This is a genomic window from Pseudomonas sp. LARHCG127, from assembly GCF_052871455.1.
Genome location: NZ_JBIXJT010000005.1, coordinates 157,030 through 176,479, shown reverse-complemented (window position 1 = coordinate 176,479; position 19,450 = coordinate 157,030). Strand labels below are relative to the sequence as shown.

The 19,450-nt window shown below is 64.2% G+C and carries 18 protein-coding genes; 7 read left to right on the top strand and 11 right to left on the bottom strand.

Annotated elements, in window-relative coordinates:
* Window positions 1–57: 57 nt before the first annotated feature.
* The 5 genes from gspD to gspG are packed head-to-tail and all read right to left on the bottom strand — an operon-like array spanning window position 58 to window position 5,596.
* Window positions 58–2,424: a type II secretion system secretin GspD gene (gene gspD / locus ACIPQ1_RS10940; protein ID WP_446534085.1), complete on the bottom strand. Its 2,367-nt coding sequence runs from the start codon at window positions 2,422–2,424 to the stop codon at window positions 58–60.
* Window positions 2,421–2,990 carry a type II secretion system protein GspM gene (gene gspM / locus ACIPQ1_RS10935; RefSeq protein ID WP_250965113.1) on the bottom strand — a complete coding sequence of 190 codons (570 nt, stop codon included), beginning with the start codon at window positions 2,988–2,990 and terminating at the stop codon, window positions 2,421–2,423. Before gspM ends, gspD begins: the two co-directional genes overlap by 4 nt.
* Window positions 2,983–4,155 (bottom strand): type II secretion system protein GspL, encoded by a 1,173-nt coding sequence (gene gspL / locus ACIPQ1_RS10930; protein ID WP_411387392.1) that lies wholly within the window; start codon window positions 4,153–4,155, stop codon window positions 2,983–2,985. The genes gspM and gspL overlap by 8 nt, the downstream gene beginning before the upstream one ends.
* On the bottom strand, window positions 4,152–5,138 hold the full coding sequence (gene gspK, locus ACIPQ1_RS10925; protein ID WP_446534084.1) for a type II secretion system minor pseudopilin GspK: 987 nt from the start codon (window positions 5,136–5,138) through the stop codon (window positions 4,152–4,154). Before gspK ends, gspL begins: the two co-directional genes overlap by 4 nt.
* An 8-nt stretch (window positions 5,139–5,146) precedes the next feature.
* Window positions 5,147–5,596, bottom strand: a complete 450-nt coding sequence (gspG, locus tag ACIPQ1_RS10920) for a type II secretion system major pseudopilin GspG (RefSeq protein WP_250965116.1) — start codon at window positions 5,594–5,596, stop codon at window positions 5,147–5,149.
* Window positions 5,597–5,744: 148 nt separating this feature from the next.
* On the opposite strand from gspG, the gene gspI reads away from it, so the two are divergent.
* Window positions 5,745–6,119: a type II secretion system minor pseudopilin GspI gene (gene gspI, locus ACIPQ1_RS10915; protein WP_250965117.1), complete on the top strand. Its 375-nt coding sequence runs from the start codon at window positions 5,745–5,747 to the stop codon at window positions 6,117–6,119.
* Between the two features lie 131 nt (window positions 6,120–6,250).
* On the opposite strand, the gene ACIPQ1_RS10910 is transcribed toward gspI, so the two are convergent.
* Complete coding sequence (locus ACIPQ1_RS10910) at window positions 6,251–6,694, bottom strand: type II secretion system protein N (protein WP_446534083.1); 444 nt, start codon at window positions 6,692–6,694, stop codon at window positions 6,251–6,253.
* Window positions 6,695–6,811: 117 nt separating this feature from the next.
* On the opposite strand from ACIPQ1_RS10910, the gene gspH reads away from it, so the two are divergent.
* Both gspH and ACIPQ1_RS10900 read left to right on the top strand, forming a co-directional pair.
* Window positions 6,812–7,264, top strand: coding sequence for a type II secretion system minor pseudopilin GspH (gene gspH, locus ACIPQ1_RS10905; RefSeq protein ID WP_446534082.1), 453 nt, complete (start codon window positions 6,812–6,814; stop codon window positions 7,262–7,264).
* Entirely contained in the window at window positions 7,261–7,872 is a 612-nt protein-coding gene (locus ACIPQ1_RS10900) for a PulJ/GspJ family protein (protein WP_446534081.1), read from the top strand. The genes gspH and ACIPQ1_RS10900 overlap by 4 nt, the downstream gene beginning before the upstream one ends.
* 214 nt (window positions 7,873–8,086) lie before the next feature.
* Here the strand turns inward: ACIPQ1_RS10900 and ACIPQ1_RS10895 are convergent, their stop codons facing one another.
* Genes ACIPQ1_RS10895 through ACIPQ1_RS10885 form a run of 3 tightly spaced genes read right to left on the bottom strand, consistent with a single transcriptional unit; the run spans window position 8,087 to window position 10,240 of the window.
* A complete protein-coding gene (locus ACIPQ1_RS10895; RefSeq protein WP_411387500.1) occupies window positions 8,087–9,028 on the bottom strand; it encodes a FecR family protein in 942 nt (313 codons plus the stop codon).
* A 37-nt stretch (window positions 9,029–9,065) separates the two neighbouring features.
* The gene (locus ACIPQ1_RS10890; RefSeq protein ID WP_053119708.1) at window positions 9,066–9,611 is read right to left on the bottom strand and encodes a sigma-70 family RNA polymerase sigma factor; all 546 of its coding nucleotides are present in this window, start codon (window positions 9,609–9,611) and stop codon (window positions 9,066–9,068) included.
* Window positions 9,608–10,240, bottom strand: a complete 633-nt coding sequence (locus ACIPQ1_RS10885; protein WP_411387499.1) for a secretin and TonB N-terminal domain-containing protein — start codon at window positions 10,238–10,240, stop codon at window positions 9,608–9,610. Before ACIPQ1_RS10885 ends, ACIPQ1_RS10890 begins: the two co-directional genes overlap by 4 nt.
* Window positions 10,241–10,445: 205 nt before the next feature.
* On the opposite strand from ACIPQ1_RS10885, the gene ACIPQ1_RS10880 reads away from it, so the two are divergent.
* Entirely contained in the window at window positions 10,446–10,787 is a 342-nt protein-coding gene (locus tag ACIPQ1_RS10880) for a hypothetical protein (RefSeq protein ID WP_411387387.1), read from the top strand.
* A 151-nt stretch (window positions 10,788–10,938) separates the two neighbouring features.
* On the opposite strand, the gene ACIPQ1_RS10875 is transcribed toward ACIPQ1_RS10880, so the two are convergent.
* Entirely contained in the window at window positions 10,939–11,379 is a 441-nt protein-coding gene (locus ACIPQ1_RS10875; RefSeq protein WP_411387386.1) for a carboxymuconolactone decarboxylase family protein, read from the bottom strand.
* A gap of 195 nt (window positions 11,380–11,574) precedes the next feature.
* On the opposite strand from ACIPQ1_RS10875, the gene pdxR reads away from it, so the two are divergent.
* The 3 genes from pdxR (at window position 11,575) to ACIPQ1_RS10860 (ending at window position 14,129) form a co-directional block, all read left to right on the top strand.
* A complete protein-coding gene (pdxR, locus tag ACIPQ1_RS10870; RefSeq protein ID WP_446534080.1) occupies window positions 11,575–13,008 on the top strand; it encodes a MocR-like pyridoxine biosynthesis transcription factor PdxR in 1,434 nt (477 codons plus the stop codon).
* 121 nt (window positions 13,009–13,129) lie between these two features.
* Window positions 13,130–13,423 (top strand): putative quinol monooxygenase, encoded by a 294-nt coding sequence (locus ACIPQ1_RS10865; protein ID WP_122566412.1) that lies wholly within the window; start codon window positions 13,130–13,132, stop codon window positions 13,421–13,423.
* Between the two features lie 301 nt (window positions 13,424–13,724).
* Window positions 13,725–14,129, top strand: a complete 405-nt coding sequence (locus ACIPQ1_RS10860; RefSeq protein ID WP_446534079.1) for a cupin domain-containing protein — start codon at window positions 13,725–13,727, stop codon at window positions 14,127–14,129.
* A 189-nt stretch (window positions 14,130–14,318) separates the two neighbouring features.
* Here ACIPQ1_RS10860 and ACIPQ1_RS10855 read toward each other — a convergent pair whose 3' ends face one another.
* Complete coding sequence (locus tag ACIPQ1_RS10855) at window positions 14,319–19,187, bottom strand: NAD-glutamate dehydrogenase (protein WP_446534078.1); 4,869 nt, start codon at window positions 19,185–19,187, stop codon at window positions 14,319–14,321.
* Window positions 19,188–19,450: the final 263 nt, after the last annotated feature.

Here is a 19,450-nt window from a genome sequence, read left to right as displayed (position 1 = left end):
TTTCGGGTCTGCTGCGCAGCCCAGCGGGAGCAAGCTCCCTCGCCACAGGTTGAATGCTCATTGTCCAACCGGCTCCGTTGCCGGCACCGCCTTGATCACCGCCCTGGGCGTTTGCAGGCTCACCGGCGCGGCGCCCGGAATCGCCCGGGCCGAGGCTGGCAGTTGCGGCGCCTGGACGTCCGGCAGTGCCCAGCTGCGCTCCGGTTGCAACAGGCCCTGGGCGCGGCGCATGAAGTCGTAGCGATTGAGGGTGATGCCGCGCCCCGCCGCCGTGTCGCGGATGATATAGGGCCGCAGGAACACCATCAGGTTGGTCTTGGTGACCTGCCGCCGTTCGTTGCGAAACAGCGCGCCGATCCCGGGAATCGTCGACAGCCACGGCACCGCGTCGTTGCTCTGGCTGTAACCATCCTGCAGCAGCCCGCCCAGGACCATGATCTGCCCGTCGTCGAGCAGGATGCTGGTGTCGATGGCGCGCTTGTTGGTGACGATGCCCGTGGTACTCGAAGCGCGATTGTCGACGCTGCTGACTTCCTGATAGATATCGAGCTTGACCGTCCCGCCTTCGGAAATCTGCGGCCGGACGTTGAGCTTCAAGCCCACCTCTTCACGGGTCACGGTCTGGAACGGGTTGTTGCTGGTACCGCCCCCGCCGGTGACATAGCTGCCGCTGACGAACGGAATGGTCTGGCCCACGAAAATGCTCGCCGCTTCGTTGTCCAGGGTCAGCAGGTTCGGCGTCGACAGCACGTTGGTGCCGCCCTTGCTCTTCAAGGCCCGGGCCAGGACCTTGAGGTCGAGGATCTTGCCGATGCCGGGAATGTCCACGGTGCCGTTGACCAAGCCCAGGTTCAGGCCCTGGGGCAACACGTCGATGCTGGTCTTGCCATTGAGGTTGAGCCCCGTGCCGCCGAGATTGACCCCGCCGATCACGCCACTGCCGCCAAGGTTGCCGGTCTGCCATTGCACACCGAATTCGCTGGCGTCGTCCTCGCCGACCTCGACGATCAGGCTCTCGATCACCACTTGGGCGCGACGCTGGTCCAGCAGGTCGATGACTTCCCGCAGGTTGCGGTACAGCGGGTCCGGCGCGGAGATCAGCAAGGTGTTGGTGGTGGCGTCGGCCTGGATGGTCACGCCGCCGGCGCTGAAGGCGGTGCCCTGCTCACTGTTCGTCGACGTCGTGCTGGTGGAACCGTTGCTGCCCTGGGCGTAGCCATTGCCGCTGCTCGACACACTGCCGCTGGTGGTGCTGCTGGTGCCGTCGCCACTGCTGCCCTGCCCGCCCTGGCCGTTGGTGCTGGCGCCCATGCCGCTGAGCACCGAGCGCGAATTGTCGTTGCCCTCGCCTTCGCTTTCCCCGGTGAGCAAGCCGCGCAGGGCCTGGGCCAGTTTGCCGGCCTGGGCGTTGCGCAGGTACACCACGTGCAGGTTGCTCGGGTTGTTCTGGGCGTTGTCGAGTTTGTAGATCAGGTTGCGCGCCAGCTCCGTGCGCTCGGGGCTGCCGGCGCGAATGATGATGGAATTGGAGCGCGGGTCGCCAATCACGTTGATCTTCTGGGTCTGGTCGCCGCCCTGGGTTTCCAGCAGGTCAGAGACCATTTGCGCGATGTCGACGGCGATGCCGTTGTGGATGGGCACCACGTCGGTGTCGATGGCACTGGGGGTGTCGATGCCTTCGATGAGCTGCGCCACCCGCGACAGGTTCTCGGCGTAATCGGTGACGACAATGGTGTTGTTGCCCGGGTAGGCATTGATCGGGTTGTTCGGCGACACGATCGGGCGCAGCACCGGGATCAGGTTCACGGCGTTTTCGTATTGCAGGCGGAAGGTGCGGGTCAGCATGCCGTTGCCGGCCGGTTTGTCGGCGCTGTAGATCGGCCCACCGAGCAGCTTGGCGTCGGCCTCGGGCACCACCTGGGCCACGCCGCCGACGTCGACCACGCTGAAACCTTGCATGCGCAGCGCGGCCAGCAGCATGTCGTAGGCCTGGTGGGCCGGGACCTGGCCCTCGGAGACCAGCGTCAGGTTGCCCTTGACCCGCGGGTCCACCAGGAACTGTTGGCCGGTGGAACGGGACAAGGCCCGCACCACCGCCTGGATGTCCGCCTCGACGAAATTCAGCGTCACCGGTTGATCCCCCAGGGGCGTGCGCGCCGGCGCATTGCCGCGCGGCTCTCGGGCACGGGCGGTGAGGTCGACTTGATGCCGCACTGCCGGCTTGCGTTCACGCCCGTCCTGGGCCCGCTGGCGATCGAGCAATGCATCGCCGCTGCGCTGGGTACTTCCCAACGGAATCCCCAGTTCGCTGTCCACCAGCAACGGTGGCTGCGACGCGGGCGGCGTGCTATTGCAGGCACTCAACGCCAGCAACAACAGCGGTGCAGCCTTGCGCCAATGACGTGGGTATCGGGCCCCTTTCATGAAGCTTCCTTAGCGCTATGCGCCTGATCCATGCGAACGGTTCCGGACAAGGTGCCGGCGCTGTTGTCGTGGTTGTCGAGGGTGTCGGTATTGGCCGGGACGGAACGCTGCAAACGAGCCTCGATCACCTCCAGGGAAAATTGCCGTGGGTTACCCAGCAGCCAACTGATGACCGCCTCCGCCGGGGCCTGGTCGAACGTAAGCTGCCAGGCACCGGGACCCTCGGACATTTGCAATTGGTAGTGCTGGCTCAAGCCGCTGGCGTCCAGGCTCTGGCGCAAGGCGGCTTCGAGGGGCTGGTCTTGGGCAGGCCCCGCGACGTCACGCAACAGCACCTCAAGGGCTTCGGTCTGTGAGCGCAGCTTCGGGGTTTCGGTTTGCCAATAGGCGATGGTCTTCAGCGGCGGCTGGATCAGTGCGAGCCAGACCAGACAGCCACCCAACACCAGCGCAGCCAGGGCCACGGCGGCTTGTTCGCGGGCGGCAAGCCCCTGCCAGAAGGTGCGCAATTGCGTGCGAAAGGTTTGCCAACGGACCCGCGCCAGGGCCAGGGAGTGCTTATTCATCGTCGGCGTCCGGGGTTTCGTCGGGGGCGTCCTGGCCCGCTGGCGCCACGCGCAGGACCCAGCCCTGGTCGACGGCGGCGATGTCGATGCCGGCCTGGGCCAGGGGGATTTTCCAATCATCGTCGGCGGCGGGCTTCTGCGCCTCGGCCACGACATTCAGGCGCAACTCACCGTTATCGAACGCCAGCGCCTGGACATTGCCGCTCATGAACGGCATGGCGCTGCCCGCTTGCTGCACCAGGCTGGCAAAGCGTTGGGCCGGGTCAGTCGCCGCGCCGCTCTGGCGTGCTGCGATTTGCTGGCGCGCCTGCTGCAGCGGGTTGAGGATCACCGGCAATTCGGGAAACGCCTGCTTCACCCGCTGGCTCATCTGCGCCTTGAGCCGTTGGCCTTGGGCCGCTTCACGGGCGGCGTAAAGGTTCAGCCCGACCACCCACACCGCCAGCGCTGTCGCGCAGATCGCCGCCGCCCGGCCCCAACCACCGCGCTCGGCCGCGCTGCGGGACAGGCCGGCATGCAAGCCCCAACCCGGCGCAGGGCCAGTCCAGCGTTGGCTGTCAGCCAAGGTGTCGAGGGAAGATTGCGGTGGAACTTCACCCACCCAATGCAGCCCGCTCCCCATCTCCAACAGCCACTCGTCCAGCGCCTCTTCCTGCAACGGTTGCACCACGGCGTGCTGCAGGCCATGGCGCACCAGCAGATGACCGTCCTCGATGCAGGCCACCGGCCCCGGCAGCACCGGCAAGGCGTAGGCCGCCGGGTAGAGGCCACTTAGCTTCAAGCCGGCCTGCTGCACCAGCCGCCCCAGGTGGGCGAGGGATTCACGGTCCAGCCAGGCGATCTGCACCTGTCCGTCGACGTCACGCGGACCGTGGGCCACCTGCATGTGTTCGCTGGCACCGAGCATCAAGGCCTGGGCCGCGCACGTCACCGCTGCGGTGATCTTGGCCGCCGGCAACAGCGGCAACTCCAGGCGAGTCAGCAGGCTGTCGCGAGGGTGAAGGAAACATTCCACTGAAAGATTTTTACCGCCCTGGCCCAACGCCCGCAGGCTGCTATGGCCTTGCTCGCGGACCTGGCCCTGGCGATCCAGCCAGGCAAACGCCACCACGCTGTCGAGATTCAGGCTGGCCAACGGCGCCAGGCCGATGCGCAAGCGGGTCATACGCCCACCCTTGACCAGATCACCTGGGGCAAGCGGTCCTCGCTGCGTTGCAGCAACGCCTCCAGTTCAACCCGGCGCTGACCACTGCGCGCCTGGCCCCGCAGGCGAAACCAGTCGCTGGTGATACCGACCTTGACGTTGGCGGTGTCCAATTCGGGCATGCGCAGGCGATTGACGAAATCCCCGCGGTTGATAAACCAGTGGCCACCGTCGCGTTCCCTGACCAGCGACTCGGCCCGTTGCAGCGACAGCCCTGGCACGTAGGCGGCCAACACTGGGGCGCTGGCGGTGTTGCCATTGATCCAGGTATTGGCCGGCAAGATCGTCACGTAGGGCGCCAGGGTGTCCAGCAACCGAGGGGTGACGCCCTTGACACTGCGCAAGTCTTGCAAAGTGCGCAGCATCGGGCGCGTCGGTGAAAGCGGCTTGTTGGCGGCCAACGGCGACGTTTCGCGGCCACTGTCGAATGTATTGCCCTGTGGTGCCTGGTCCGACCGCTGCGGATTCAACAAGCGCGGATACGCCTCGACCACCCGTTCGACGATGCGTGTACGGACCGTCGCGGCCACGCCCAACTGCTGGCACAGGCGTTCAAACGCCTGCACTTGTTCCTCGTCCACGCGCTCATTGGCGACGAGGTTGCGCAGGTTGAACTTGCCTTGCTCGTCTTCCAACTGGCCTTCGAACGGCGTGTCGATTTGATCCGAACCCGGCATCACGATGGGTTTCGCCCAAGGTTGTCCGAAGCGCGTCAGGGGATCGCGCTGACGGGCGTCCCAGAGCAATTGGCGACTCAGTTGCAAACCGCCCTGCAAGCGCGCCGTACCCTGGACGCGCAACTGCTCCGCTTCCAGGCTGCGGGTGAACAGGGTCTGGCGGGTCAACATGCCGCCGGCGATCACCGCCACCACCGCGGCGATCAGCAAGGCACTGATCACCGCCATGCCGCGCTGCTTCGCCGCGAAGGGCGAATCCGTTCGCATCACGGCCCTTATAACTGCCAGGAGCCAATGTCGGCATTCACGCCGTCGCCGTCAGGCTGGCCGTCGGCCCCCAGGGAAAAGATATCGACTTCGCCGTTGGCACCGGGGTTGAGGTAATTGTAGGGGCGTCCCCACGGATCATTGGGCAGGCGTTCGAGGTAGGAGCGCCAGGTGCCGTTTTTCGCATCGGCCGGTTTCTCCACCAGTACCTTGAGGCCCTGGTTCATGTTCGGGTAACTGCCGTGGTCCAGGCGGTACAGCTTCAAGGCTTGCATCAGGCCGCCAATGTCCTGTTTCGCCGCTGTTGCCCGCGCCTGGTCGGGACGGTCAAGCACCTTGGGCACCACCATCGCCGCCAGGATGCCGAGGATCACCACCACGACCATGATTTCGATCAGGGTGAAACCCAACTGCCCGCGAGGGCCTCGGGAACGGGCGTTATAACGGGCGATCTGCATCTCGACGGTCCTTCGCTGGATTCGATTCGAGGCGCAGTGTTGCAAGAAAATATGTCAGTGATATTGAAATTGCTCAGGAGCTTGCGTCGTCAATCGGTCACGAACGCCGGCTAGCCTTGAAGGCTGCCCTCGCCCTAGAGCCCGTGCCATGCCACGCCCTGCTCCGCAAGCCGGCTTCACCCTGATCGAAGTGCTGGTGGCCCTGGCGATCATCGCCGTGGCCATGTCGGCCGCCGTGCGCGTGGCCGCCGTGATGACCCAGAGCAACGGCTTGCTGCGAGACAAGTCCATCGCCCTGCTCACCGCCCGCAGCCAACTGGCACAACTGCGTCTGGAAGGCGGTTCTGCCCCGGGCTCGAAAGTGTTCGAGTGCGACCAGGGGCGCTTGCGGCTGCGCTGCGAACAGACCCTGCGTCCGGCGGAAAACGGCCGGTTGCTGCGGGTTGAACTGAGCGTGTCGGACCGCACCCGTGAAGCACCGCCGTTGGCGCGGTTGGAGACGTTGGTCAGCCGGGAGAAATAAGGAGAGGCAATGCGATCCCCTGTGGCGAGGGAGCTTGCTCCCGCTGGGCCGGTCCGACGCCTCGGGCGAAGCGGCCCCAAGATCCTGCGGTCGCTACGCAACCGAGCGGGAGCAAGCTCCCTCGCCACAGGTCAGTGCTGACTTTCGGGCCGGGTTAGCGAGGGCAAACTCACTGAATCCGGCAACCGCGCCAGGACCAGCCGGGTCCGTTCGTTGCCGCGCTCGATGACCACCGCCTGCGCCTCGATCGCCACCAAGCGTACCCCTTGGGCCACGCGCTCACCCACCAGGAAACTGCGCGGCGGTCCGTCGTTGAGGCTGAGGATTGCCACGGAAGCGTGGCTGCCGGCCATCACGCCGCTGACCTTGATGTCCACCGGTGCCGGTTGGTTGGAGAACCATTGCAGCGCCGGGTTATCGGAACGCTCGGCCATGCGTTGCGGGGCGACGTCCGGCGTGCGCGACTCGGCCGACGTGAGCAGCAGCGACGACCAGGTCGCCACTCCGGCCAACGCCGCCAACAAGCCCACGACCTGGACGATTTGCGCCGGGGACACACGTTCGATGAACGCCATGGCCTGAATCTCCTTGTCTTGATTCCAGCTTGCAGCGTACGCGGCAATTCTCTCCGTTTTATTTCACATCCTTATCATCTTCGCCGTGCAGGATGAGGCTCACGCAAAGGAGTGCCCATGAACCTCGGCAAGCAACGCGGTTTCACCCTGATCGAACTGATGGTCGTGCTGGTGATTGTCGGCATCGCCAGCGCCGCCGTAAGCCTGAGCATCAAGCCGGACCCGTTGAAATTGCTGCGCCAGGATGGCGAACGACTGGTGCAGCTGTTGCAACTGGCCCAGACCGAAGCCCGAACCGACGGGCGGCCGATTACCTGGCGCTGGGACACCAAGGGCTTTGGCTTCAGTCGCCGCGCGGACCAAGGCACTGGGTCCGATCGCTTCGAGGATGACCCGCAACTGCGTCGACGTCTCTGGCAGAGCCCGTCGATGGAGGTTCGCGTGGAGCCCAGGCAGCGGGTCGTGCTGAATGCCGAATGGATCGGCGAGCCCTTGCAGATCCGTTTGTCGGACGGCCAGAACAGTCTCACCGTGCAACGCAGTGCCGCCGGGCGGGTGCAGCTCCAATGAGCGCGCGGGAGACCGGCTTCACCTTGCTGGAAGTGATGGTGGCGATCCTGCTGATGGCGGTGGTCAGCCTGATCGCCTGGCGCGGGCTGGACAGCGTGACTCGGGCCGACAGCCATTTGCAGGCCAGCACCGAGCAGACCGAAGCGTTGCTGCGGGTCTTGAATCAACTGGAGCGCGACGTTGACCTGCGCGCCAGCATCGAGCTGAGTGAACCGGTCAAACCCGGCGTCGACGACGAGCCCTCCACCGCCCCTCCCGCCCTCACCGTGCGCAGCACCGAGGGCCGGGGCTTTCGCCTGGATGTGATCCGCGTGGCGGCGGCCCAGGAAGGCGAGTTGCAACGGGTGCGCTGGTGGCTCAAGGGCGACACGCTTTACCGCGCCCAAGGCCAGGCCCGAAATCGCTACCCCCTGCCCGCACCCGGCCCGGGCGTGGCGGTGCTCAGCGACGTCAGCGATGCCGGGCTGCGGTACTGGGACACGGAAAAAGGCTGGCGCAAACTCAGCGGCAACCGCCAGGAAAACCCCGCGGGCATCGAGATCAGCCTGACTCGCCAGACGCCTCAGGGGCCTGAAACCTATCGACAGGTGCTTGGACCGCTGGAGTAATTCGCAGGTGCACCGCCGAACCCTTGTGGGAGCGAGCCTGCTCGCGAAAGCGGCGGGTCAGTTGGTGATGATGTTGGATGTACCGGCCTCATCGCGAGCAAGCTCGCTCCCACATTTGATCTGTGTTGTGCCTAGAACTTGAGGTCACACCCGATAACCCTGTGGGAGCGAGCTTGCTCGCGATGAGGCCGGCCCAGGCACTGCGGGGCGGGGCTCAGCTCAGCACCACCACCCCACCCGGCAATTCGGTGCATTTGGCGCCGTAGGCATCGCGGATCAACAGCGCCACGCCCGCCAGTTGGTCGAGGCGAAAGCGTGCCTGGACCTTGCGCTGGCCCAGCTCGCGGTTGAGCAGCAGCAACATGCCGGGGCGATAGCGGTTGATTTCATCGATGACGCTGGCCAGGGTCGCATCGTTGAAAACCAAGACCTGCTCACGCCAGGCAACGGCCGCCGACACATCGGCACGCTCGGGAGTGCCCACCTGGCGCGGGTCGTAGGTCAACTGCATGCCCGGCTCCAAACGAAACCGCTGGCCTTGCACCTCGACCTGCACCACGCCCTCCAGGCAAGTCGCGCAGACGCTCTGGTCGGTGTAGCGGATGTTGAAGCGTGCCCGGGCGGCGCTGATCCAACCGGCGCCGGCCTGGACGCTGACCACCTGGGCACTGTGCCCCTGCACTTCAATCTCGCCACTGAGCAATTCCAACCCTTGCCCGCCATCGGCCAGCGAACGGTGACTGAGGCGAGTCTGGGTATTGAGTTCCAGGCTGACGCCCTCGGCCAGTTCCACCCGGCGCTGTTCGCCGACGTCGGTGACGTAGTCGGCCCCCAGCCCGGAGACACCGCCGGGCACCGTGGCGCGGATCAACAGGAATGCCGCCGATGCAGCGATTGCCCCACCCAACAACGCCCGCCGACCGAAATGCCGGGGCGCCTGCAATGCGGTGGCGGCGGGTTGCAGCCCCTGCCACAGTGCCTTGGCCTGCTCAAAAGCCCGCGCATGCTCGGGGCTTTGCCCGCACCATTGGCGCAAGGCCCTGGCATCGGCCACGGTGGCACGTCCCGAGGTCAGCAGGATCAGCCAATCTCGGGCCTCGCTGGCCAATCGGGCCTGGGGCGTGGCGTCAGGGGAAGCGATGCTGAAGATGTTCAAGCGCACACACACTCATGAAAGGGTCGGGTCTCTACTCTCAAGACGGTTTTCCCGCGCCGGGACCGAACCGCTGAATGACTTTTCTTTCCAGGCGCAGGGCGCAATGCCCCAGCGCCGCCTTGATTTCCTTCTCCACCATACGGGTGGAGATACCGAAGCGCTGGGAGATTTCCAAGTGCGGCGCTTCTTCCAGGCGGGCGGCGATGAAAATCCTGCGACGCCGCGCCGGCAGCTCGTACAAGGCCTTGAGCAACGTCTGCAACTCCTTCTGCCCACCCACCACCCGTGCCGGGTCCAACGCTTCATCCGAGACCTGCAGCAACTCCTCGATTTCATCCCCCGTGAGCAAGCGTGCATCGGCCTGCCGACGGTCAGCGGCAATGTTCAGGGCCATGCGATACAAATAGGCATTGGGCTGGGCGATGTCCGACGTGTCGACCATGCGATCGACCCGCAGGTAGGTTTCATGCAGCACATCGTTGGCCAGTTCCTCGGACCCCAGGCGCCGGCGCAAGCGCACCCGGAAATCCTCATAGGAGGTGAGGAACAGCTTCACCAACGGGCTGCGGCCGATGTCTTTCATCGCCCGGGCACCCCTTCCCCTGTTGTGCATTCCATGCTTCTTCCTGATGAGTCGGGTAACAAAAGCAGGGTCACCGGCTGGCGCAGCGAACTGGGCGCCGGGCGGTCGATCCTGAGGTTCTGCAAGCTATCGACCAGGGCCTTGTCCCGCATCAGGTCGCCCGTGGAACTGACCAGGCGGCTGTGCTGGACCACGCCGTCCCGGCCGATCCACATTTGCAGCACCGCCCGGAAACTGCCCGGGCGGGTCAACGGTGAACCACATAAATTGCGCTGTATGACCGTCTGGATGGCGGCTGCGTAGTTATTGTCACCCAAGCCCGGGGTAACGCCGGCAGGCAACGGCACCTCGCGGACCCGCACCGGCTGCAACGTAAACGCATCCGCCCGGGCATAATGCGCCGCCAGCCCGGTGCCGCTGAGCAACACCCGCAACCCTTCGGAAGGCGTGAACCGCCCCCGCACGCCCAACGTATGGCGCTGGTCCGATAGCTGCTGGTCAACCAGCACGGCCATGCCGGTAAAACGACTGAACTGTTCCAGCGCCGTGGTCAATTCCTGGGGCGCGATGTCCAGCTCTACCCAGTCGACTGCCTGGGCCGGCGCGCTCAGCAGACACAGCAACACCACCAGCCACCCCAAGGGCGCCCCGGTCAATCCACGTCCTCGTCCGCCCTCGGCTCTGCCCTGCTGCACGACTGACGTATCCGTTGAAAATCGTCATCCTGAGGGGTGTTTATGAATGTCGTATGACAACTGATACAAATCCTCCAGGCCGCACTAGACTGATGCCCTGACAACGAACCGTCTTGCATGGCGGACCAGGAGGTCGGTGATGAAACAGTGGATGAAAACGGCGGCAGGCCTCGGGCTGCTCATGGCCATGCCCTGGGCCCAGGGCGAAGAAGCCCCGGGCTGTATCGAGGTGACCGTCGGTGGCTACAAGACGCCCGACTACAACTGCCTGAGCCGGCAGATGGGTAATGACCCCGAGGCCGCAACCGCAGCGCAACGGGCCCAGGAGACCATGAACGTGCCGGTCAACGAACGCGCGCCGAACAGCGTCGGCCTGGCGACCCCGGCGGCCACGGGGGTGCGCATGGGCAATACGTTTGGCACCTCGGTCAAGCCCCAGCGGCCGCCAGTACCGGCCAACACCTCACCGCTACCCAAATAACGACACTGCTTTTTGTGGCGAGGGAGCTTGCTCCCGCTGGGCCGGTCCGACGCCTCGGGCGCAGCGGCCCAAGAATTTTGCGGTCGCTGCGCAACCGAGCGGGAGCAAGCTCCCTCGCCACAGGGATCACTTCAGAGCCTGATCCAGATAATCACCCCCCCGGACTCTGGCGAAAACTCACCGCCAGCCGATTCCAGCTGTTGATAGTGCTGATCGCCAGGGTCAGGTCCACCAGTTCCTCCTCGCTGAAGCAGGCCCGGGCCTGGGCGTAGACGTCGTCGGGGACTTGGCTTTGCGCCAACAGCGTCACCGCCTCGGTCCAGGCCAGGCCGGCGCGTTCGCGGGCCGTGAAGAAACCGCTGTCGCGCCATACCGCCACCGCGTAGAGCCGCCGTTCGGTCTCGCCCTGGCGTCGCGCCTCCACCGAATGCATGTCGGTGCAGAAGGCGCAGCCATTGACTTGCGAAGCGCGGATCTTGATCAGGTGCAGCAGCGCCGGTTCGATACTCAGGCGACTGGTCAGGGCTTCCAAGCCGATCATCGCGCGCATCGCCCCGGGGGAGGCAGTGTAGTAATCCAGACGCGGGCTCATGGCGGGCTCCGTGGCATTCGAGCGTCCCACGGTAGGCCCTGGGGTCGGTCAATGACAGGTCCAATTCGGCGAAAAAGCCGGAGACAAGTCCAATCGACGGGATTTTCCCCACGCAACTTCAACGCAATCGCACAATGCGGGTAATCTTGCGCTTTTGACGCTGGCCGCCGAACAATCGCCCAGGAGCTTGCGGGTATGGAACTTCATGTTGTCATCAACGGCCGCAAGGACCTGTCGGGCCAGTTGTATCAACAATTGCGCAGCGCCATCGAGAGCGGCCGCCTGGCCGCCGGCGCCCAACTGCCGCCCAGTCGCCTGCTGGCCGAGCAACTGGGTATTTCGCGCAAGACCGTTTCCGACACCTACGCCCAACTGACCTACGAAAACTTCCTCACTGGCATTATCGGCAAAGGCACCTACGTCAATGCGCGGCCGGCCAAAGTGGTACGCAAGCAAAGCCACCGCGAACTGGCCGGTGCCGATGTCGTCGAGGCCTGGCGCACCATGCCCGACCTGATGCGCCATCCCACCCTCGAAGGTGCGCTGCGCTACGACTTCATCGGTGGCGCTACCGGCAAGGGCCAGTTTCCGCTGGACGACTGGCGGCGCTGCACCGCCCACGCGCTGCGCCAGATCGCCAGCGCCAAGGGCTTCTACAGCCAGCCCGAAGGCCTGCCGGCGCTGCGCAATGCCATTGCCCGGCATATCGCGTTTTCCCGCGGGGTCAATTGCCAGGACGAAGACGTCGTGGTGTGCAACGGCGCGCAGCAAGCCCTGGACTTGATCTCGCGGGTATTGACCCGTCCCGGCAGCCTGGTGGCCATGGAAGACCCCGGCTATCCGCCGGCGCGGTTGCTGTTCGGCTCCCAGGGCGCCACGGTGGCCGGGGTGCCGGTGGACGAACAAGGCCTGCGGGTGGACCTGATCCCCGACGGCACGCGGTTGATCTACGTGACACCCTCCCACCAATTTCCCCTGGGCATGCCCATGAGCCAGGCCCGTCGCGAGGCTTTGCTGGCGCGGGCCTATGAGTTGGGGGCGATCATCATCGAAGACGACTACGACAGCGAATTCCGCTACGAAGGTCGGGCCGCCGACTCGCTGCAAAGCCTGGATGAGCGCGGGATCGTGGCGTACGTCGGCACCTTCTCCAAGACCCTGTTGCCGGAGCTACGACTCGGTTACGCGATCCTGCCACCGGCGATCCTTGAAGCCGTGATCCTGGCCAAGCGCCTCACCGACCAGCACACCTCCACCCTGCCCCAGTGGGCGTTGGCGAAGTTCATCGCCGAAGGCTGCCTGCTCAAGCACATCCGCCGCTGCCACACCCTGTATGCCGGGCGCCGCGAGCGGATTCTGGCGCGCATGGCCGGGGACTTGTCGCCCTGGTTCGAGGCCGTGCCGACCACCGCGGGCTTTCATATGGCGGTATTGTGCAAGGTGCCGATGGACCTGGCGCTGGTGATCGAGCTGGCGAGAAAAGCCGAGGTCGGGCTCTACAGCCTCGAAGGTTTTTTCAACGATGTACCCGTGCGACCGGGCCTGTTCTTCGGTTTCGGTGCGATCGAAACCCTGGACATCGATGTCGCCCTGGACCGTTTGCGCGACATTCTGCAGCAGGTGGCTTGAGAATTGGACTGGGCGTTTATCCGCCCATTGGCTGTTTGAGCCTTGGGCCGCCAGGCCTATCCTGCACGGGTGTCATTGATCGTGAATAACCACCGTCCGACTTGATTCAGGAGCCTGAACAATGTCTCGCCAAGTGATCAATACCGTGCAGGTGCAAGCCGCCGCCGGTCGCTCGGAAGAACTGGGCCGGCAATTGCAGCAAATCGTCGAGACCCTGCGCGCCCTGCCCGGCTGCGATGCCTACCTGGTCGACCGTTGCCCCGACGATGGCGACCGCTGGAACGTCAGCGCCCGCTGGCAATCGGAAGCGGCCATGCAAGCCCACTTCAACTGCCCGGAAGTGCAAGGTTTCATCAGCCTGATCGACAACCGCCTGGCTCGAAGCGTGGATTTCAATAGTTTTCCGATTGTTTGAGGCTGCGGTGCTATTCCCGCCAGGCACTTCACCTGTGGCGAGGGAGCTTGCTCCCGCTCGGCTGCGCAGCAGACGCAAGACTGTGATGGAACGCGCCGCCTGTTCTGGGGCGGCTTCGCCACCCAGCGGGAGCAAGCTCCCTCGCCACAAAAGCTCCATCAGCCAATGGCTTCATCGACCCAGCCAATTGGTCTACCCGCCTTCCGAAAGATTGGACGTTTGCTTGCCCCGCCTCGGGGCTTAGGGTGAGTCCATCGCCGCGACAGCGCGAAATCACTCGAAACCAAATAGGCCATCCCCCATGAAAACACTCTGTCTGCTCGCCGCCCTCAGCCTGCTGCCCATTACCCAGATCCATGCCCACGAAGCCGCGCCTTCGGAGAAGGTCACGGTGTTGCAGGAGCAAATGCTGAAAAATGTTCCAGGTAAAAAAGCCATGATGCTGACCGTCAACTACGCGCCAGGCCAAGCATCCATTGCCCACAAGCACGAGGGCACAGCCATGGCCTATGTACTTGAAGGCGCCATCACTTCCCAGGTCAAGGGCGAGCCGGCGAAGACCTACAAAGCCGGGGAATACTGGTATGAAGCGGCGGGTTCCGAACACCTGGTGTCGAGAAACGCCAGCGCGAGCCAACCGGCGAAGCTGCTGGTGTTCATGGTGATGGGCGAGGATGAGGCGGTGTTGATTCCGTTGAAAAACTAATCGACCACAGCACAGCAGTCCCCCCTGTGGGAGCGAGCTTGCTCGCGATGGCGATATATCAGTCAAGTTCAATGTCGCTGACCCACCGCTATCGCGAGCAAGCTCGCTCCCCCAGGGGCCCACAGTGGATCTTAAAAACAAAAAAAGCCCCGCATCTCTCAATGCGGGGCTTTTTCATTCAACGTCGGATCAGTTGGCCGTCACGACCGCCTGACCACTCATTGCCACGTCCAGCAGCTCGCGGTTGGCGACCGCGTACATGGCATAGTCGGTACCGCTGGCAGCACGGATGTCCACCAGCATGGCGCGCCAGCGCTCGACCATCTCGCGGTGCTGCTCCAGCCACAGTGCCAGGCGCGTTTCCACGTCCTGGGCGCCATCGCCCTCTTGCAGGACCGAGATGGTGATCGCCCGCTGTTGCCAGTCGACATCATCACGGAACGCTTCACGGGCCAGTGCCTGCCAGTTGTTTTCCACCGGCAGTGCGCTGATCTGTTGCAGGTACCAGGTGATGTCCAGGGCGCTGCCCACGGCGAAGTAAGCCTTGGCCACGTCGGCGGCGTTCTGACCGGTGACGTCAGCCGCCTCGATGATCGGCAGCAAGGTGTACAGGTGCGTCGTGCCGGCAACCATGCGCGCCAGCAGCTCCGGCACGCCGGCGGCCACGTAGGCCTGGTAGCGGGTCTGCCAGCCTTCGCGGGTCGGACCTTCCAGCAGTTCGTCGAGCTTGAGGCCCAACGCGGCCAGGTGCGGACCGAAGTGAGCGACGTCACGGGCAGCGTTCTGCTCGTTGCGGCGGCTGCGCAGGAACCAGCGCGTGGCGCGACGGCCCAGGCGCATCAGCTCGTCCATCAGCTCCAGTTGCACGTCGGCCGAGACCTGGTGGTCCAAGGCTTCGATCTGGCGGAACCAGTGCGGGAGATGGAAGATGTCCCGAACGATCACATAGGCACCGGCCACGTTCGCCGGGCTCATGCCCGTCGACTCTTTCAACCGCTGGACGAAGGTGATGCCCATGTGGTTGACCAGGTCGTTGGCGATCTGGGTGCTGACGATCTCGCGTTTCAGGCGATGGCGACGCATGGCTTCGGAGAACTTGCTCACCAGCGTTGGCGGGAAAGCCGTCTCCATGTCACGGGTCAGGTAGTCGTCGTCCGGCACCAGGGAGTTGAGCAGCGCTTCCTTGAGGTCGATCTTGCTGTAGGAGATCAGCACCGACAGTTCGGCACGGGTCAGGCCATGGCCCGCCGCGACACGTTCGGCCAGTTGCTCTTCCGTCGGCAGGAACTCGATGGCACGGTCCAGCTTGCCTCGGGCTTCCAGATCGTTCATCAGGCGCTTGTATTCGGCGATCCGCACGAAGGCGCGGCGTGCCGCCAGGGACAGGGCCTGGGTCTGCTTGTAGTTGTTGCCCAACACCAGGCCACCGACTTCGTCGGTCATGCTCGCCAGCAACTGGTTGCGTTGCTTGTCGGTCATGTCGCCGGCCTGCACCACTTCGTTGAGCAGGATCTTGATGTTCACTTCGTGGTCGGAGCAGTCCACGCCACCGGCGTTGTCGATGAAGTCGGTGTTGGAACCGCCGCCATTGAGGCCGAACTCGACGCGACCCAGTTGGGTCATGCCCAGGTTGCCGCCCTCGCCCACGACCTTGCAGCGCAGTTCGTTGCCGTTCACGCGCAGCGCGTCGTTGGCCTTGTCGCCGACATCGGCGTGGCTTTCGCTGCTGGCCTTGACGTAAGTACCGATACCGCCGTTCCACAACAGGTCCACCGGCGCCTTGAGCAAGGCGTTCAGCAGTTCGGTCGGGGTCAGTTTGTCGGCCTTGATGTCGAAGCGCTCTTTCATCTGTGGCGAAATCGCGATGCTCTTCGCGCTACGCGAGAAGATACCGCCGCCTTCGGACATGATGCTGGCGTCGTAGTCGGTCCAGGCCGAACGCGGCAGGTCGAACAGGCGCTTGCGCTCGGCAAAGCTGCTGGCCGGCTCCGGGTTCGGGTCGATGAAGATGTGCAGGTGGTTGAAGGCCGCGACCAGTTGCAGCTTGTCGGACATCAACAAGCCGTTGCCGAACACGTCGCCGGCCATGTCGCCGACGCCCACCACGGTGATGCTGTCTTCCTGGACGTTGATGCCGCGCTCGCGGAAGTGACGTTGCACGCCGACCCACGCGCCCTTGGCGGTGATGCCCATTTTCTTGTGGTCGTAGCCGGCCGAACCACCGGAGGCGAACGCATCGCCGAGCCAGAAGCCGTAGTCGATGGCGATGCCGTTGGCGATGTCGGAAAAGGTCGCAGTGCCCTTGTCCGCCGCCACCACCAGGTACGGGTCATCGTCGTCATGGCGCACGACGTTGGCCGGCGGTACCAGGGCGCCGTCCTTGAGGTTGTCGGTGATGTCCAACAGGCCGGAGATGAAGATGCGGTAGCAGGCGATGCCCTCGGCCGCGATCTCGTCCCGGCTGCCGCCCAGGGGCAGGCGACGCGGCAGGAAGCCGCCCTTGGCGCCCACCGGCACGATCACCGAGTTCTTCACTTGCTGGGCTTTTACCAGGCCCAGCACTTCGGTGCGGTAGTCTTCTTCACGATCGGACCAGCGCAGGCCACCGCGGGCGACGTTGCCGAAGCGCAGGTGCACGCCTTCGACCCGTGGCGAGTAGACGAAGATTTCGAACTTCGGCACCGGCTTCGGCAGTTCCGGGATCAAGTGCGGGTTGAACTTGAAGCTGAAGTAGGACTTGTTCTGGCCGTTGGCGTCGGTCTGGTAGAAGTTGGTCCGCAGGGTCGCCTTGATCAGGTCCAGGTAACGACGCAGGATGCGGTCTTCGTTGAGTACCTGCACCTCGTCGAGGGCCGAGAGAATCGCTTGCTCCAGGCGCAGTTGCTTGTCTTCCAGGTCGTCGCCAGTGAGCTTGCGCGCCAGGTAGAAGCGGGTCTTGAACAACCGGGTCAACTCGCGCGCGATGTCGGTGTGGTTGTTCAGGGTGCTGGCGATGTAACCCAGGTCGAAGCCCAGGCGGATCTGCTTCAGGTAACGGGCGTAGGCACGCAGCAATGCCACGTCGCGCCATGGCAGGCCGGCGGTCAGCACCAGGCGGTTGAACGCATCGTTCTCGGCATCGCCACGCACGATGTGGACGAAGGCGTCCTGCAAGGTGTCGTTGAGTTGCTGGATGTCGAGGTCCAGGCCTTCGGCGGCGGTGAAGGCGAAATCATGAATCCAGAATTCGCGGCCGTTGGTGTGGCGCAGGCGGTACGGGAATTCACCCAGCACGCGCAGGCCGAGGTTTTCCAGGATCGGCAGCACGTCGGACAGCGCCAGCGGCGTGTCGGCGTGATACAGCTTGCAGTGCAGCTCGCGCTGGCCGGAAACCTGGCCCAGCGGCTGGTAGAAGCTCATCACCAGCGGATTCTTTTCGTTCAGGCTCAGCAGGTGCTGCATGTCGACCACGGCCGAGTGCGCGGCAAAGCGCTCGCGGTAGCCGGCCGGGAAGCCTTTCGGGAAGTCCGACAGCACGTTGGTGCCCTGGGCTTCGCCGAAACTCTCGATGACCAGGCTGGCGTAGTCGTCCTTCCAGCTGCGGCAGGCCTGCACGACTTCTTTTTCCAGCAGCAACGGGTCGATGTCGATGCGGTTCTTCGGGTCCACCCGCAGGATCAACTGCACGCGAGCCAGTACGGACTCGGAGAAGAAGGTCCAGAACTCGCAGTCCGAGGCCTTCAGGCGATCCATCAGCACTTGCTGGATCTTCTGGCGCACTTCGGTGGAGTAGATATCACGCGGCACGTAGGCCAGGCAGTAGCAGAAACGGCCGTACGGGTCTTTGCGCAGGAACACACGGATCTTGTTGCGTTCCTGGATCTGCACGATGGACATGACGGTGCTGAACAGCTCGTCCACCGGCGTCTGGAACAGGTCGTCGCGAGGCAGCACTTCGACCACCTGGGCCAGTTCCTTGCCCAGGTGCGCCTTGGCCTGGAAGCCCGAGCGACGCTCGATTTCCGCGACCTTGCGGCGGATGTACGGGATGACCCGCACGCTCTCGCCATACACCGAAGAGGTGTACAGGCCCATGAAGCGGCATTCCTTGATGACCTTGCCGTTGGCGTCGATTTCACGGATCGACACGTAGTCCGGGTAGGCCGGACGGTGCACGCGGCTCGGGTGCGCGGCCTTGGCGAACGACAGCGGCGTCGGTTCGCGCAGGTAGTTGACGGCGTAGTCTTCGATGCGCAGGTCTTCGGCGGTCAGGCCGGCGCGCAGCAACTTGGTCAGGCCGAGGAACGAATCGGGGTTGTACTCGATGTGGCCACCATCGGCCTCGTCGCGCACCACGAACTCTTCGTAGCCCAGGAAGGTGAAGTGGTTACCCACCAGCCATTCCAGGAAGCTCTTGATCTCGCTCTTTTCATCAGCGTCGATGGCGTAGGCGCTGCTGTCCAGGCTGTCGAGGATTTCCTGGACCTTGGCTTTCATCGGTTCGAAATCGGCCACGGCCACGCGCACTTCGCCCAGCACTTGCTCAAGCTCCTTGCTCAGGACGTTGAGTTCGGCGGCGTTGGCGCAGCGGTCGATTTCCAGGTACATCAGCGACTCTTGCAGCACGTCGTCGCCCTGGGTGCCCTTCGGCAGGATCTCCAGCAACTCGCCCTTGCTGCCGCGACGCACGCTCAGGACGGTGGTTTGCAGGGTATGGATGCTGTAGCCGCGACGGTTCAGCTCGGTGCGGACCGAGTCCACCAGGAACGGCAGGTCGTGGTGCAACACTTCCACGGCCGTGTGGGTCGACTGCCAGCCGTGGCGTTCGTAATCGGGGTTGTAGACGCGCACCTGCGGTTGCGTGTGGTCGAAGCGCTCAAGCAGGCGCCAGGCAGACAGGGTGCAGCCGGCGAGGTCGGACAACCGGCGCTGGGTAAGTTCGTCGAGGGAAATGATGCCGAAGAATTGTTCAGCGAACAGCGCCACTTGTGGCAGTGCCTGTTCACTGATGTGCTGCGCCAGTGCCGCTTGCAGTTGGTGCTGGAAGTCGGCTTTGCTGGCTGCGGTGAAGAACGCCATCTGTGGTACTCCGCTTGGGCTTGTTATTGATGGTAGCGTCGCGTGCAACCCCTTTCGGGGCCGTCGGCCATCCCGTTCCTGATTCTCGGGCAGAGGAAACAGGATGACAGGTGGGTGAAGCTGGACAGGACCGGCAGGTCACATCCTTTTCCATGTAATTTCATGTCATGGACACCTGCAAAAATCACCCCGGGGTGGACTTTGCAGGTGCACATCCGTTGCGCAGCTTAACGAGTGCGACATCCTGCCTGCTTGCAGAGCTG

Excerpts from the sequence above, each read along its gene's own strand:
- ACIPQ1_RS10875 (WP_411387386.1), bottom strand. The coding sequence starts at position 11,379 with ATGAGCCCGCGTCTGGATTACTACACTGCCTCCCCCGGGGCGATGCGC.
- ACIPQ1_RS10880 (WP_411387387.1), top strand. The coding sequence starts at position 10,446 with ATGAAACAGTGGATGAAAACGGCGGCAGGCCTCGGGCTGCTCATGGCC.
- ACIPQ1_RS10910 (WP_446534083.1), bottom strand. The coding sequence starts at position 6,694 with ATGGCGTTCATCGAACGTGTGTCCCCGGCGCAAATCGTCCAGGTCGTG.
- pdxR (WP_446534080.1), top strand. The coding sequence starts at position 11,575 with ATGGAACTTCATGTTGTCATCAACGGCCGCAAGGACCTGTCGGGCCAG.
- ACIPQ1_RS10860 (WP_446534079.1), top strand. The coding sequence starts at position 13,725 with ATGAAAACACTCTGTCTGCTCGCCGCCCTCAGCCTGCTGCCCATTACC.
- ACIPQ1_RS10900 (WP_446534081.1), top strand. The coding sequence starts at position 7,261 with ATGAGCGCGCGGGAGACCGGCTTCACCTTGCTGGAAGTGATGGTGGCG.
- gspK (WP_446534084.1), bottom strand. The coding sequence starts at position 5,138 with ATGCGAACGGATTCGCCCTTCGCGGCGAAGCAGCGCGGCATGGCGGTG.
- gspM (WP_250965113.1), bottom strand. The coding sequence starts at position 2,990 with ATGAATAAGCACTCCCTGGCCCTGGCGCGGGTCCGTTGGCAAACCTTT.
- gspI (WP_250965117.1), top strand. The coding sequence starts at position 5,745 with ATGCCACGCCCTGCTCCGCAAGCCGGCTTCACCCTGATCGAAGTGCTG.
- gspH (WP_446534082.1), top strand. The coding sequence starts at position 6,812 with ATGAACCTCGGCAAGCAACGCGGTTTCACCCTGATCGAACTGATGGTC.
- gspL (WP_411387392.1), bottom strand. The coding sequence starts at position 4,155 with ATGACCCGCTTGCGCATCGGCCTGGCGCCGTTGGCCAGCCTGAATCTC.
- gspD (WP_446534085.1), bottom strand. The coding sequence starts at position 2,424 with ATGAAAGGGGCCCGATACCCACGTCATTGGCGCAAGGCTGCACCGCTG.
- ACIPQ1_RS10855 (WP_446534078.1), bottom strand. The coding sequence starts at position 19,187 with ATGGCGTTCTTCACCGCAGCCAGCAAAGCCGACTTCCAGCACCAACTG.
- ACIPQ1_RS10890 (WP_053119708.1), bottom strand. The coding sequence starts at position 9,611 with ATGAAAGACATCGGCCGCAGCCCGTTGGTGAAGCTGTTCCTCACCTCC.
- gspG (WP_250965116.1), bottom strand. The coding sequence starts at position 5,596 with ATGCAGATCGCCCGTTATAACGCCCGTTCCCGAGGCCCTCGCGGGCAG.
- ACIPQ1_RS10865 (WP_122566412.1), top strand. The coding sequence starts at position 13,130 with ATGTCTCGCCAAGTGATCAATACCGTGCAGGTGCAAGCCGCCGCCGGT.